Origin of the sequence: Pseudomonas sp. LjRoot71 (assembly GCF_964253255.1) — a bacterium.
Lineage (GTDB): Bacteria > Pseudomonadota > Gammaproteobacteria > Pseudomonadales > Pseudomonadaceae > Aquipseudomonas.
In genome coordinates, this window is the sequence record NZ_CAXURA020000001.1 from 2,299,485 (window position 1) to 2,314,144 (window position 14,660).

The 14,660-nt window shown below is 58.1% G+C and carries 12 protein-coding genes; 8 read left to right on the forward strand and 4 right to left on the reverse strand.

Annotated features, from left to right (window positions below):
• Window positions 1-66: 66 nt before the first annotated feature.
• The 4 genes from gyrB to dnaA are packed head-to-tail and all read right to left on the reverse strand — an operon-like array spanning window position 67 to window position 6,205.
• On the reverse strand, window positions 67-2,484 hold the full coding sequence (gene gyrB / locus ACSQ17_RS10915) for a DNA topoisomerase (ATP-hydrolyzing) subunit B (RefSeq protein ID WP_436068617.1): 2,418 nt from the start codon (window positions 2,482-2,484) through the stop codon (window positions 67-69).
• A gap of 4 nt (window positions 2,485-2,488) precedes the next feature.
• Window positions 2,489-3,592, reverse strand: coding sequence for a DNA replication/repair protein RecF (gene recF / locus ACSQ17_RS10920; RefSeq protein ID WP_436068618.1), 1,104 nt, complete (start codon window positions 3,590-3,592; stop codon window positions 2,489-2,491).
• A 7-nt stretch (window positions 3,593-3,599) separates the two neighbouring features.
• On the reverse strand, window positions 3,600-4,703 hold the full coding sequence (dnaN, locus tag ACSQ17_RS10925) for a DNA polymerase III subunit beta (RefSeq protein WP_436068619.1): 1,104 nt from the start codon (window positions 4,701-4,703) through the stop codon (window positions 3,600-3,602).
• A 32-nt stretch (window positions 4,704-4,735) separates the two neighbouring features.
• Window positions 4,736-6,205, reverse strand: coding sequence for a chromosomal replication initiator protein DnaA (gene dnaA, locus ACSQ17_RS10930; RefSeq protein WP_436068620.1), 1,470 nt, complete (start codon window positions 6,203-6,205; stop codon window positions 4,736-4,738).
• A gap of 523 nt (window positions 6,206-6,728) precedes the next feature.
• On the opposite strand from dnaA, the gene rpmH reads away from it, so the two are divergent.
• The 8 genes from rpmH to ACSQ17_RS10970 all read left to right on the forward strand — a co-directional run bounded on the left by rpmH (window position 6,729) and on the right by ACSQ17_RS10970 (window position 14,658).
• The gene (rpmH, locus tag ACSQ17_RS10935; RefSeq protein WP_002551315.1) at window positions 6,729-6,863 is read left to right on the forward strand and encodes a 50S ribosomal protein L34; all 135 of its coding nucleotides are present in this window, start codon (window positions 6,729-6,731) and stop codon (window positions 6,861-6,863) included.
• Between the two features lie 11 nt (window positions 6,864-6,874).
• Entirely contained in the window at window positions 6,875-7,279 is a 405-nt protein-coding gene (gene rnpA / locus ACSQ17_RS10940) for a ribonuclease P protein component (RefSeq protein ID WP_436068621.1), read from the forward strand.
• Window positions 7,272-7,517: a membrane protein insertion efficiency factor YidD gene (gene yidD / locus ACSQ17_RS10945; RefSeq protein WP_422582311.1), complete on the forward strand. Its 246-nt coding sequence runs from the start codon at window positions 7,272-7,274 to the stop codon at window positions 7,515-7,517. The genes rnpA and yidD overlap by 8 nt, the downstream gene beginning before the upstream one ends.
• 2 nt (window positions 7,518-7,519) lie before the next feature.
• Entirely contained in the window at window positions 7,520-9,271 is a 1,752-nt protein-coding gene (yidC, locus tag ACSQ17_RS10950) for a membrane protein insertase YidC (RefSeq protein WP_436068622.1), read from the forward strand.
• A gap of 75 nt (window positions 9,272-9,346) precedes the next feature.
• On the forward strand, window positions 9,347-10,714 hold the full coding sequence (mnmE, locus tag ACSQ17_RS10955; RefSeq protein ID WP_436068623.1) for a tRNA uridine-5-carboxymethylaminomethyl(34) synthesis GTPase MnmE: 1,368 nt from the start codon (window positions 9,347-9,349) through the stop codon (window positions 10,712-10,714).
• Window positions 10,715-11,317: 603 nt separating this feature from the next.
• Window positions 11,318-13,210 (forward strand): tRNA uridine-5-carboxymethylaminomethyl(34) synthesis enzyme MnmG, encoded by a 1,893-nt coding sequence (gene mnmG / locus ACSQ17_RS10960; RefSeq protein ID WP_436068624.1) that lies wholly within the window; start codon window positions 11,318-11,320, stop codon window positions 13,208-13,210.
• The gene (gene rsmG / locus ACSQ17_RS10965; protein WP_436068625.1) at window positions 13,210-13,857 is read left to right on the forward strand and encodes a 16S rRNA (guanine(527)-N(7))-methyltransferase RsmG; all 648 of its coding nucleotides are present in this window, start codon (window positions 13,210-13,212) and stop codon (window positions 13,855-13,857) included. The genes mnmG and rsmG overlap by 1 nt, the downstream gene beginning before the upstream one ends.
• A 12-nt stretch (window positions 13,858-13,869) precedes the next feature.
• On the forward strand, window positions 13,870-14,658 hold the full coding sequence (locus tag ACSQ17_RS10970) for a ParA family protein (RefSeq protein WP_233683087.1): 789 nt from the start codon (window positions 13,870-13,872) through the stop codon (window positions 14,656-14,658).
• Window positions 14,659-14,660 lie beyond the last annotated feature (2 nt).

The following is a 14,660-nucleotide window of genomic DNA, read 5'->3' on the forward strand; positions in this document are numbered from 1 at the left end:
GTTTCTGATTTGGGCATGCCAATAACTCGCAAAACCATGCCAATTAATCTGCCCATCGACAAAAAATCAGAAATCCAGGTTGGATACAGCCAGGGCGTTGGTCTCGATAAAGTCGCGACGTGGCTCTACGGCATCGCCCATCAGGGTGTTGAAGATCTGATCGGCGGCGATCGCGTCCTCGATCCGCACCTTGAGCATACGGCGTACTTCCGGGTCCATGGTGGTTTCCCAGAGCTGGTCGGGGTTCATCTCGCCCAGGCCTTTATAGCGCTGGATGCTGTGTCGCTTGGTACTTTCGGCCATGAGCCAGGCCAGGGCATCCTTGAAGGTGCTGACCGGTTTCTTGCGCTCGCCACGCTGCACATAGGCACCTTCTTCCAGCAGGCTGTTGAGCTGATCGCCCAGGCTGGTAACGGTTTTGTAGTCGTTACTGGCGAAGAAGTCGCGGTTGAAGATGATGTAGCTGGAGACGCCATGGGACACCAGTTCGACCTGCGGCAACCAGAGATGACGCTCCTGGTCTTCGTGCAGGCTGGTCTTGTACACCAGGCCGGATTTCTCCATGCCCTTGAGGCGGCCGTCGAGCAGGGCGAGCCATTGCTGCATGGCCTCTTTGTTCGCCAGTTGCTCGGTTTCCACCCGCGGGATGTAGACGAAGTGCTCGGTCAGTTCGATCGGGTACAGACGCGACAGACGCTTGAGGGTTTTCATCACCAGGCGGTAGTCATTGACCAAGCGCTCCAGCGACTCACCGGACAGGCCCGGCGCCCCTTCATTGACGTGCAAGCTGGCCTCTTCCAGGGCCGACTGCGTCATGTATTCATCCATGGCCTCGTCGTCCTTGATGTACTGCTCCTGCTTGCCCTTCTTGACCTTGTACAGCGGCGGCTGGGCGATATAGATGTAACCGCGCTCAACCAGCTCCGGCAGCTGACGGAAAAAGAAGGTCAGCAGCAGGGTACGGATGTGCGAACCGTCGACGTCGGCGTCAGTCATGATGATGATGTTGTGGTAGCGCAGCTTGTCGATGTTGTACTCATCGCGGCCGATACCACAGCCCAGGGCAGTGATCAGGGTGCCGACTTCCTGGGAGGAAATCATCTTGTCGAAACGCGCTTTCTCGACGTTGAGGATCTTGCCCTTGAGCGGCAGGATCGCCTGGGTCTTGCGGTTACGGCCCTGCTTGGCAGAGCCGCCCGCGGAGTCCCCTTCCACGATATAGAGTTCAGAAAGGGCAGGGTCTTTCTCTTGGCAGTCGGCCAGTTTGCCGGGTAGGCCGGCGATATCCAGTGCACCTTTACGGCGAGTCATTTCACGCGCCTTGCGCGCCGCTTCACGGGCACGGGCAGCGTCGATCATCTTGCCGACTACCGCCTTGGCTTCGTTGGGGTTTTCCAGCAGGAAGTCGGAGAAGTACTTGCCCATCTCCTGCTCGACTGCGGTTTTCACTTCGCTGGAAACCAGCTTGTCCTTGGTCTGCGAGCTGAACTTCGGATCCGGTACTTTTACCGAGATGATCGCCGTCAGGCCTTCACGGGCATCGTCACCCGTGGTGGCGATCTTGTGCTTTTTGGCCAGACCTTCCTGCTCGATATAGGCATTCAGGTTACGCGTCAGCGCCGAACGGAAGCCGGCCAGGTGAGTACCGCCATCGCGCTGGGGAATGTTGTTGGTGAAGCACAACAGGTTCTCGTTGAAGCTGTCGTTCCACTGCAAGGCAACCTCGACACCTACACCGTCATCACGCTGCACGGTGAAGTGGAACACCTGGTTAACCGCTGTCTTGTTCTGGTTGAGGTACTCAACGAAGGCACGCAGCCCGCCTTCATACTTGAACAGTTCTTCCTTGCCGCTGCGTTCATCCTTTAGCAAGATGCCGACGCCGGAGTTGAGGAACGACAGTTCGCGCAGACGCTTGGCCAGAATATCCCAGCTGAAATGGATATTGGCGAAGGTCTCTTCGGAGGGTTTGAAGTGGATCTGCGTACCGGTGGTGTCACTGTCGCCTACTGTGGCAATGGGTGCTGTGGGCACGCCATGCACATAGGTTTGTTCCCAGATTTTGCCACTGCGGCGGATGGTCAGAACCAGTTCCTTGGACAGCGCGTTAACCACGGAAACACCCACACCGTGCAGACCGCCGGAAACCTTATAGCTGTTGTCGTCGAACTTACCGCCTGCGTGTAGGACGGTCATGATCACTTCAGCGGCGGAAACGCCTTCTTCCTTGTGAATATCCACCGGAATACCGCGGCCATTGTCGCGCACGCTGATCGATTCATCCGGGTGGATGGTGATGGTGATTTCACTGCAATGACCGGCCAGAGCTTCGTCAATCGAGTTATCGACCACCTCGAACACCATGTGGTGCAGACCGCTGCCATCGTCGGTATCGCCGATGTACATACCAGGCCGCTTGCGTACGGCATCCAGGCCCTTGAGGACCTTAATGTTATTGGAGTCGTACGTTTGGTTTTCGCTCATGCCTTCACTCCCGGTGGTCGTGGGTCTGGGTAATGCCACCATGTTCCACGTGGAACATGGCAACTGGCGTATCCGTGCGCCAGCCTTCCCTCAACAATTCATGGTCTACACAGGTGATAAACACCTGGCAGTGCAAGTCTTCCAACAATCGGCACAGCGCACGACGATGCTGTTCATCCAGTTCTGACGGCAGGTCATCCACCAGATAGATACATTGGCCGTGCTTGGCCTGATTCACTAAATGTCCCTGGGCAATGCGCAGGGCACATACAACCAACTTCTGCTGCCCGCGCGAAAGTATCTCGGCGGCATTGTGCGCCCCCAGGCGCAACCTTAAATCCGCGCGCTGCGGGCCAGCCTGGGTATGGCCCAGTTGCTGATCGCGGGGAAGAGTAGAAGCCAGCACTGCATTCAGCTCGCGCTCCTTATCCCACCCGCGGAAGTAACTGAGGGTCAGACCCTCCAGCTCAACCAGCTCATTCAGGGTGCGCTCGAAAACCGGTTTCAAGGCCTGAATATAGGTGCGTCGATAACCGTCAATTTCGTCACTGGCCAGGCATAACTCTCGGTCCCAGGCCGCCTGCGAAGCGGCGTCAAGTGTACCATGCCGCAGCCATGAGTTCCGCTGACGCAGGGCCTTCTGCAAGCGCTGCCAGGCTGGGAGAAAGCGAGGTTCCACGTGGAACACTCCCCAGTCGAGAAACTGCCTGCGGATCTTCGGTGCGCCTTCGAGCAAACGGAAGCTGTCTGGATTGATCAACTGCAACGGCAGTGTCTCGGCAAGCTGCGCTGCGCTGCGCGCATTTTGCCCGTCGATGCGAATCTGAAATTCGCCCTGACGATCCCGTGAAATCCCCAAGTTACTTTGCCGGCCATCCGCTAACTGCACCTGACCAAAAATAGTGCAGGCCGCCTGCTCATACTGAATAACCGGAAGCAAACGTGTGCTGCGAAACGAACGGGCTAATCCCAACAGGTGAATGGCTTCGAGCAGGCTGGTTTTACCGCTGCCGTTGGCACCGGAGAGGATATTGATACGCGGGGAAGGGGAGAGGGTCACCGGGTGCAAGTTACGCACCGCGGTGACGGTAAAGCGAGTAAGGGACATTCAGTGGTTACAGGCGCATCGGCATAACAACATAGGATGAATCATCGTTGCCTGCTTCCTGTACCAGGGCACTGCTGTTGGCATCGGAGAGAAGCAGACGCACCTGGTCGGTGGTCATTACGCTAAGTACGTCGAGCAGGTAGCTGACGTTGAAACCAATTTCCAAGGCGCTGCCGTTGTAATCCACAGCAATTTCTTCTTCAGCCTCTTCCTGCTCCGGGTTGTTAGCTTGAATTTTCAGCAAGCCGGATTCCAGTTGCAGGCGAATACCACGGTATTTCTCGTTGGACAGAATCGCGGTGCGGCTGAATGCTTCACGCAGGCCCTGACGGTCGGCGATTACCAGCTTGTCGCCACCACGTGGCAGTACACGTTCGTAATCCGGGAACTTACCGTCGACCAGTTTCGAGGTGAAGGTGAACTCACCAGTGGTGGCACGGATATGGTGCTGACCGAGAACGATGCTGACGCTGCCGTCCTGCTCAGTGAGCAGACGGGCCAGTTCGAGAATGCCTTTGCGCGGTACGATGACCTGATGGCGTTCGACCTGTTCGATCGCCGCTTCCATCGAGCACATGGCCAGACGGTGACCGTCGGTAGCCACCGCGCGGAGGATGCCAGTCTGCACTTCCAGCAGCATGCCGTTGAGGTAGTAACGGACATCTTGCTGCGCCATGGCAAAGCTGGTGCGCTCGATCAAGCGACGCAGCCTGCTCTGAACCAGGCTGAAGGTCAGCGAGCCAGGACCTTCTTCAACCGTAGGGAAATCATTGGCGGGCAGGGTCGACAGGCTGAAGCGGCTACGGCCGGCTTTAACCAGCAACTTCTGCTCATCGATACGGATATCGATCAGGGCGTCAGTCGGCAGGCTTTTACAGATATCCATCAGCTTGCGCGCCGGTACGGTGATCTCACCCGGTTGCGCAGGCTCTTCCAAAGTGACGCGACCGACCAGTTCGACTTCCAGGTCGGTACCGGTTAGCGACAGCTGCTGGCCTTCGACCACCAGCAGCACGTTAGAAAGAACCGGCAAGGTCTGACGGCGTTCCACGACGCCGGCGACCAGTTGCAGAGGTTTCAACAAGGCTTCGCGTTGAATGGTGAAATGCATGGTCTAGTCCCTTGCCTAGTGGAGTTGCGTAGTTAGGTAGTCAGCGTACGCAGCAAATTCTTGTAGTCCTCGCGGATGTCCGCGTCGGATTCCTTTAGTTCAGCAATCTTACGACACGCGTGCAATACCGTCGTGTGATCGCGCCCGCCAAAGGCATCACCAATTTCCGGCAGGCTGTGGTTGGTCAGCTCTTTCGACAAGGCCATGGCCACCTGACGCGGGCGCGCCACCGAACGTGAGCGGCGCTTGGACAGCAGATCAGAAATCTTGATCTTGTAATACTCGGCCACCGTGCGCTGGATATTGTCGATACTGACCAACTTGTCCTGCAGGGCCAGCAGGTCCTTGAGCGATTCGCGGATCAGCTCGATGGTAATGTCGCGGCCCATGAAGTGCGAGTGGGCGATTACACGCTTCAACGCGCCTTCCAGCTCACGCACGTTGGAGCGAATGCGCTGGGCAATAAAGAACGCCGCGTCATGCGGAAGATCGACTTTGGCCTGGTCGGCTTTCTTCATCAGAATCGCCACGCGGGTTTCCAGTTCAGGCGGCTCGACGGCTACCGTCAGGCCCCAACCGAAACGTGACTTGAGACGCTCTTCCAGGCCTTCGATTTCTTTCGGGTAGCGGTCGCTGGTGAGAATCACCTGCTGGCCACCTTCAAGCAAGGCGTTGAAGGTGTGGAAAAACTCTTCCTGCGAGCGCTCTTTCTTGGCGAAGAATTGAATGTCATCGATCAGCAGTGCATCCACCGAGCGGTAGAAGCGCTTGAATTCGTTGATCGCGTTCAGCTGCAATGCCTTGACCATGTCCGCCACAAACCGCTCGGAATGCAGGTACACCACTTTGGCGTTCGGGTTCTTCGCCAGCAGATGGTTACCCACCGCGTGCATCAAGTGGGTTTTACCCAGGCCAACGCCTCCATATAGGAACAGCGGGTTGTAACCATGCTTGGGGTTATCGGCCACCTGCCAGGCTGCTGCGCGGGCCAGCTGGTTGGATTTACCTTCAACAAAGTTATCGAAGGTAAAGGTGCGGTTCAGGTAGCTGGTGTGTTTCAGACCGCCTTCAACCTGTACCGAGCGCTCGGTCCGTGCAGGCGCCTGCTGGCTGGCTGCACCGGCCATGGGATCAAAACTCGCCCGCGAAGGCTCACTGCCAGCACCATTCGCCGCCGCACTGGCAGGCTGAGTCGGCGTATCCGCCGAAGCTACTGCCGGAGCAGGCACAGGCCCCGCTACACGCGGAGCACTGCTGCGTTTACTGCCTATTAATAAGGAGAGGTCTGGAACCAGGCCATTGGTGCGCTCTGTAAGCAACTCGAGCAGGCGACTGAGGTATTTCTCATTGACCCAATCAAGAACAAAACGATTCGGCGCGTACACGCGAAGCTGATCGCCTTCGGCTTCGACCTGCAGTGGGCGGATCCAGGTGTTGAATTGCTGAGCAGGCAGCTCATCGCGCAGAAGCTCGACGCACTGTTGCCAAAGTTCCACAGACACGGACATCCCCTAAAATCGAAAGGCGCAAGGCAAAAAACAGCCGTCATTGTAGCTGCCGAGGCCTGAGTTATCCACATGTAAGCATACTTATGAGCAAGGAAAATCAAGGTGTTATTCGTGCTTAGCGGTTATCCGACAAACTCACCGAAGGCTGTGGATAACCGCCCCTAAGCTCATGGGATAAACCCTAGGAAAAACCGGTGGACAAGCCTGCTGTGGGTAAAATCGCATTCCATCCTCAGCTTGTGCGCCGCTTCCACACAGTTGCAGCACCTCTTTTTGACAGACTTACCCTTGGCCGAAAACCTTTACAGCCGAGGCCTTCAGGTACTTATGCACAACCACTGCCGCAGCTAATAGCTACTAACGCTACTAAACATCTTTAAATATTCTCTTCTTTATATTTCTTTATTCAGGAAAAGCCTGGTTGGAAATTGACCTGACCCTCCGGTTTCTCTAGAATTGCCGGTCTCTTAAAACGGGGGCCATTCCGGCCCGTAGTCGACCACCCAGGTACCGCACCATGAAACGTACTTTCCAACCCAGCACTATCAAACGCGCTCGCACCCACGGTTTCCGTGCTCGTATGGCCACCAAGAACGGCCGTGCTGTCCTGTCGCGTCGCCGCGCCAAGGGCCGTAAGCGTCTCGCCGTCTAAATTTCGGTCTTGTGGTGAGTCGAGACTTCAGCCGGGAAAAGCGACTGCTAACTCCCCGGCAATTCAAGGCAGTCTTCGACTCCCCTAGCGGCAAAGCTCCGGGCAAAAATGTCCTGCTGCTGGCGCGCAACAATGAGCTTGATCACCCCCGTCTGGGCCTGGTGATCGGCAAGAAGAGCGTCAAGCTCTCGGTTGAGCGCAATCGCCTGAAACGCCAGATCCGCGAATCGTTCCGCCTAAACCAGGACAATCTGGTCGGATGGGACATCGTGGTGGTTGCGCGTAAAGGTCTTGGTGATCTGGAAAACCTCGAACTGGCCCGCCAGTTTGGCAAACTCTGGAAACGCCTCGAACGCAGCAAGCCAAGCACGGCAGCCGTCGCAACACCCGGGGTGAACGACAGTCCCCATGCGTAAACTGGCTTTGCTTCCCATCCAGTTCTACCGCTACGCCATCAGCCCCTTGATGGCCAGCCACTGTCGTTTCTACCCAAGCTGTTCTTGCTACGCGCTTGAAGCCATTGAACATCATGGCGTCATGCGCGGTGGCTGGCTGACTCTGCGTCGGCTTGGCCGCTGTCACCCGTGGAATCCCGGTGGCTACGACCCGGTTCCCTGCGCGAAAACCTCCCGTTCCTCTTCGATGGCCGAATAATCATGGATATTCAACGCTCGATCCTGATCGTCGCCCTGGCAATCGTGTCCTATATGATGGTTCTCCAGTGGAACCAGGACTACGGTCAAGCTGCCCTGCCGACAGAAATTGCCGCGACCAGCAGCACCGTGCCTGGTTTGCCGGATACTCCTGCCGCGACTTCAACCTCAGCTGGTAGCGACGATATTCCGAGCTCTGTTGCTGCGGTTGAGCCCAGCGCCATCAGTACTGCTCCAGCAGCACTCAGCGATGAACTGATCCGGGTGAAAACCGATGTGCTGGATCTGGTCATCGATCCGCGCGGTGGTGATGTGGTGCAACTGCGTCTGCCGCAATACCCGCGTCGTCAGGATCGCCCAGATGTGCCGTTCCAGTTGTTCGACAACGGTGGCGAACGCACCTACCTGGCACAGAGTGGGCTGATCGGCAGCAATGCGCCGGACAAATCCAGTGGCCGCGCGCTGTGGAGCAGTGAGCAGAAAAACTACAGCCTCGCCGAAGGTCAGGATCAGCTGCAGGTTGACCTCAAGCTCAGCGAAGACGGCGTCAACTACATCAAGCGCTTCACCTTCAAGCGCGGTCTGAACCCGGAATGTTCGACCAAGGAACAGCAGCAGAAGAAACCTGGCTGCGTTGATCCTTCTTCCTATCAGGTGACCGTCAGCTACCTGATCGATAACCAGAGCGGTCAAGCCTGGAGCGGCAACATGTTTGCCCAGCTCAAGCGTGATGGCAGCGACGATCCGTCCTCCACCACCGCAACAGGCACCGCGACCTACCTCGGTGGCGCACTCTGGACTACCGAAGAGCCGTACAAAAAAGTGTCGATGAAAGACATCGACAAGCAAGCCTTCAAAGAAACCGTTCAAGGAGGCTGGGTTGCCTGGCTACAGCATTACTTCGTCACTGCCTGGATTCCAAGCAAAGACAGCACTAACCAAGTACAAACCCGCAAAGACAGCCAAGGCAATTACATCGTCGGCTTTACCGGCCCGGCCATTCAGGTTGCTGCCGGCGCTCAGGGTGAAACCAGTGCAGTTCTGTATGCCGGCCCGAAGCTACAAGGCCATCTGAAGACGCTGTCTCCAGGTCTTGAGCTGACTGTCGACTACGGCATTCTGTGGTTCCTGGCCCAGCCGATCTTCTGGCTGCTGGAAGTTATCCACAATCTGCTCGGCAACTGGGGCTGGTCGATCATCGTCCTGACGCTGATCATCAAACTGATTTTCTTCCCGCTGTCCGCTGCCAGCTACAAGTCGATGGCGCGCATGCGTGCCGTTGCCCCGAAGCTCGCTCAGTTGAAAGAGCAGTTCGGTGACGATCGCCAGAAGATGTCCCAGGCGATGATGGAGCTGTACAAGAAAGAGAAGATCAACCCGCTGGGCGGCTGCCTGCCGATTCTGGTGCAGATGCCGGTATTCCTCGCCCTGTACTGGGTGTTGCTGGAATCGGTAGAAATGCGTCAGGCGCCATGGCTGCTGTGGATTACCGACCTGTCGATCAAGGATCCGTTCTTCATCCTGCCGATCATCATGGGCGCGACCATGTTTATCCAGCAGCAGCTCAACCCGACACCGCCGGACCCGATGCAAGCCAAGGTGCTGAAAATGATGCCAATCATCTTCACCTTCTTCTTCCTCTGGTTCCCTGCCGGTCTGGTGCTGTACTGGGTGGTCAACAACGTCTTGTCGATCGCTCAGCAGTGGTACATTACGCGCAAGATCGAAGCTGCAACCAAGGCTGCCAACGCCTGAGTTGTACAGGCTTCTAAGCTGTAACAAACGCCCCTTTTCAGGGGCGTTTTGCTATGCCCTATCCAGGAGTGCCGCATGCAAACCGTCGCCGAAACCATTGCTGCCGTTGCCACCGCCCAGGGCCGTGGAGGCGTTGGCATCGTGCGGGTGTCCGGGCCATTGGCCAGTCAGTTGGCGCAGGCGATCTGTCAGCGCGAACTGCAACCGCGCTATGCCCACTACGGGCCGTTCTTCGCCGATGCCAAGCACGTAATCGACGAAGGCCTGGCGCTGTACTTTCCCGGGCCTAACTCCTTCACCGGCGAAGATGTGCTGGAACTGCAGGGCCATGGCGGCCCAGTGGTACTCGATCTGCTCCTGCGCCGCTGTGTACAACTCGGCGCACGTCTGGCAAGACCCGGCGAGTTCAGTGAGCGTGCGTTTCTCAATGACAAACTCGACCTGGCTCAGGCCGAGGCGATTGCCGACCTGATCGAAGCCAGTTCCGAGCAAGCCGCGCGCAATGCCTTGCGTTCCCTGCAGGGCGAGTTCTCCCGTCGCGTGCATGGTTTGACCGAGCGGCTGATAAGCCTGCGTATTTATGTGGAAGCCGCTATCGACTTCCCCGAAGAGGAAATCGACTTTCTCGCCGATGGCCATGTGCTTGGTCTGCTCGATGGTGTGCGTGCCGACCTCGCCGGTGTGCTGCGTGAAGCTGGCCAGGGCGCACTGCTGCGCGATGGCATGACCGTGGTGATCGCCGGCCGACCCAATGCCGGCAAGTCCAGCCTGCTCAATGCCCTGGCCGGGCGCGAGGCGGCCATCGTTACCGAGATCGCCGGCACCACCCGCGACGTGCTGCGTGAACATATCCACATCGACGGCATGCCGCTGCATGTGGTGGACACCGCCGGCCTGCGTGACACCGACGATCAGGTGGAAAAGATTGGCGTGGAGCGCGCGCTGAAAGCCATTAGCGAAGCTGACCGCATTCTTTTGGTTGTTGATGCTACGGCACCGGAAGCCGACGACCCCTTTGCCCTGTGGCCGGAGTTTCTCGATCTGCGGCCGGACCCGAGCAAGGTCACGCTGATTCGCAACAAGGCCGACCTGTCCGGCGAGTCGGTGGTGCTGGAAGTGTGTAATGACGGCCATGTCACCATCAGCCTCTCGGCAAAATCCAGCGAGGGCCTGGACCTGCTCAGGGAACACCTGAAGGCCTGCATGGGTTATGAGCAAACCTCGGAAAGCAGCTTTAGCGCACGCCGCCGCCATCTTGAGGCCCTGCGTCAGGCCGCTACCCACCTCGACCACGGCCATGCTCAGCTCACCCTGGCAGGCGCTGGCGAGCTGCTCGCCGAAGACCTGCGCATGGCTCAGCAGGCTTTGGGAGAAATCACCGGGGCGTTCAGCTCCGATGACCTGCTGGGGCGGATCTTCTCCAGCTTCTGCATCGGCAAGTAGGATGGGTTGAGCGTAGCGATCCCCATCATTCGGCCCACCTATTCATGGTGGGCTACGACGCATCCCTCTTCTGTGCCTTCACTATTGCCTCTCTGCAGCTAACCCGCCCTGTTTCCTGAAAGCCCTTTTCATGCCCATCAGGTAGGCACCCGCGTGGCCGAAAGGTATTCACCGATACCCTGATTGACTCGGCTAAGCCCTGTGGAAAACCCGACCTGAGCCCTGCCGATAACCCGGTGATAAAGCGGAGGATAAACCCCTCTGTGGATAACTACCTGTTTCATCCACAGCTTGCGTACGGCAACTGAACAGGCAACAGGCAGGATCAGCACAGCCTTTTAAAACTCTGTAAGTACTGAATCTATTGATCTCTAGCCATCTATCCACAGAAATGCCGTTGCTAAGTAATAAACATATAAACAAAGCTTTATAAAAATTCTCTCTTTTATTCTTTATTAACCGGGCGAATTGCACAGGGCACGACACAGCTGGCTATTTTTTGTGCAAAAGGCTTCTTTCACACCGGCTAAATCCCTATACTTGCCGCCTTTCCCGCTTTTCATCCCAAAAGCCCCCCAATTCTCAACAGGCACGAGGTGCGTGGTGGATTTCCCTTCCCGTTTTCAGGTGATCGTCATCGGCGGTGGTCATGCCGGTACCGAAGCCGCACTGGCGGCAGCGCGTATGGGGGTAAAAACCCTGCTGCTGACCCATAACGTGGAAACCCTCGGGCAGATGAGCTGCAACCCAGCCATCGGTGGCATTGGCAAAAGCCATCTGGTCAAGGAAATCGATGCCCTCGGCGGTGCCATGGCTGAAGCCACCGACAAAGGTGGTATCCAGTTCCGTGTACTGAACAGCCGCAAGGGCCCAGCGGTGCGCGCCACCCGCGCCCAGGCTGATCGCGTGCTGTACAAGGCAGCAATTCGGGAAACTCTGGAAAACCAGGCCAACCTGTGGATATTTCAACAAGCCGCTGATGACCTGATCGTCGAAAACGACGAAGTCAAAGGTGTCGTCACCCAGATGGGCCTGCGTTTCCTCGCAGATTCCGTGGTGTTGACCACCGGTACCTTCCTCGGTGGACTTATCCACATAGGCTTGCAGAACTACTCCGGCGGTCGCGCCGGTGATCCGCCTTCGATTGCCCTGGCTCACCGACTGCGTGAATTGCCGCTGCGTGTTGGTCGTCTGAAAACCGGCACGCCGCCGCGCATCGATGGTCGTTCGGTCGATTTCTCGGTAATGACCGAACAGCCGGGCGATACGCCAACGCCGCTGATGTCCTTCCTCGGTCGTGCCGAGCAGCAGCCACGCCAGATCAGTTGCTGGATCACCCACACCAACGCGCGCACCCACGAAATCATCGCGGCCAACCTGGATCGTTCGCCGATGTACTCCGGGGTGATCGAAGGCGTCGGCCCGCGCTACTGCCCGTCGATCGAAGACAAGATCCACCGCTTCGCCGACAAGGACAGCCATCAGGTGTTTATCGAGCCCGAAGGCCTGAATACCCACGAGCTGTACCCAAACGGCATTTCCACCTCGCTGCCATTCGATGTGCAACTGCAGATCGTGCGCAGCATCCGCGGCATGGAGAACGCGCATATCGTCCGCCCGGGCTATGCCATCGAGTACGACTACTTTGACCCGCGCGACTTGAAATACAGCCTGGAAACCAAGGTGATTGCCGGGTTGTTCTTCGCCGGGCAGATCAACGGCACCACCGGCTACGAAGAAGCCGGTGCCCAGGGTTTGCTCGCCGGTTGCAACGCCGCGCTGCGTGCGCAGGGCAAGGACAGCTGGTGTCCGCGCCGTGATGAGGCCTATATCGGCGTATTGGTCGACGACCTGATTACCCTCGGCACCCAGGAGCCGTACCGCATGTTCACTTCGCGCGCCGAATACCGGCTGATCCTGCGTGAAGACAACGCCGACCTGCGCCTGACCGAGAAAGGCCGCGAGCTGGGCCTGGTCGATGATGTGCGCTGGGCCGCCTTCGAAGCCAAGCGCGAAGGCATCATTCAGGAAGAACAACGCCTGAAAAGCACCTGGGTGCGCCCGGGTACACCCCAGGGCGATGCGATTGCCGAGCAATTCGGCACACCGCTGACCCACGAATACAACCTGCTCAACCTGCTCTCGCGCCCGGAAATCGATTACGCCGGGCTGGTCGCCATCACTGGCGGCGGTGCGCAGGATCCGCAAGTGGCCGAGCAGGTCGAGATCAAGACCAAGTACGCCGGTTATATCGACCGCCAGCAGGATGAAATTGCCCGCCTGCGTGCCAGTGAAAACACCAAACTGCCGGCCGATATCGATTACGCGGCGATTTCCGGGCTGTCCAAGGAAATCCAGCACAAGCTCGGCAACAGCCGCCCGGAAACCCTCGGCCAGGCCTCGCGGATTCCCGGCGTCACCCCGGCGGCGATTTCCCTGCTGCTGATCCACCTGAAAAAGCGCACTGCCGGTCAGCAGTTGGAGCACAGCGCCTGATGTCTCTGGTTACTGCCCGTCACGCCGAAGAACTGAGCCAGGGCGCTCGCGAACTGGGTGTCGAACTCAGCGCCGAGCAGCATGAGCAGTTGCTCGCCTACCTGGCCCTGCTGATCAAGTGGAACAAGGCCTACAACCTCACTGCGGTGCGTGACCCGGATGAAATGGTTTCGCGTCACCTGCTCGACAGCCTGTCGGTGGTGCCTTTTGTCGCCGAGCGCGGTGACAGCTGGCTGGACGTCGGCAGTGGCGGCGGCATGCCGGGCATTCCCCTGGCCATTCTGTTCCCGGAGCGACAGTTCACTCTGCTGGATTCCAACGGCAAGAAGACCCGCTTCCTCACTCAGGTGAAGCTGGAGCTGAAACTGGCCAACCTGCAAGTTATCCACAGCCGGGTCGAAGAGTTCCGACCCGACGTGCCATTTGCCGGCATCTGCTCCCGGGCGTTTAGCTCCCTGGAAGACTTTTCCAACTGGACTCGCCACCTAGGCGACGGCGCTACCGAGTGGCTGGCGATGAAAGGTGTGCACCCGGATGACGAGCTGCAGGCCCTGCCGGCGGACTTCCGTCTCAGCAGCACCCATATCCTCAAGGTTCCCGGTTGCCAAGGTCAGCGCCATCTGTTGATACTGCGTCGCTCGGTCTAGGGGGAACGCAGCATGGCTAAGGTATTCGCAATCGCTAACCAGAAAGGCGGTGTGGGCAAAACCACCACCTGCATCAATCTGGCTGCCTCGCTGGTGGCGACCAAGCGCCGCGTGCTGCTGATTGACCTCGATCCCCAGGGCAACGCGACCATGGGCAGTGGTGTGGATAAGCATGCGCTGGAGCACTCGATCTACGACGTGCTGATCGGCGAATGCAACCTGGTCGATGCCATGCAGTTTTCCGAGCATGGCGGCTACCAGCTACTGCCGGCCAACCGCGACCTGACCGCCGCGGAAGTCTCGCTGCTGGAAATGAAGATGAAGGAAAGCCGCCTGCGTTATGCCCTGGCGCCGATCCGCGAGAATTACGATTACATCCTCATCGACTGCCCGCCGGCGCTGTCGATGCTCACGGTCAACGCCCTGGTGGCCGCCGACGGGGTGATCATCCCCATGCAGTGCGAGTACTACGCACTGGAAGGCTTGAGTGATCTGGTCAACAGCATTCAGCGCATCGCCGAACTGCTCAACCCTAACCTGAAGATCGAAGGCCTGCTGCGCACCATGTATGACCCGCGCATCAGCCTGACCAACGATGTCAGCGCCCAGCTCAAGCAGCATTTTGGCGACAAGCTGTACGACGCCGTAATCCCGCGTAACGTGCGCCTGGCCGAAGCACCCAGCTTCGGCATGCCGGCGTTGGTGTATGACAAGCAATCCCGTGGTGCTCTTGCCTACCTGGCCCTGGCCGGCGAAGTGGTGCGCCGACAGCGTGCTAGCGCCCACACTGCAACCGCATAAGG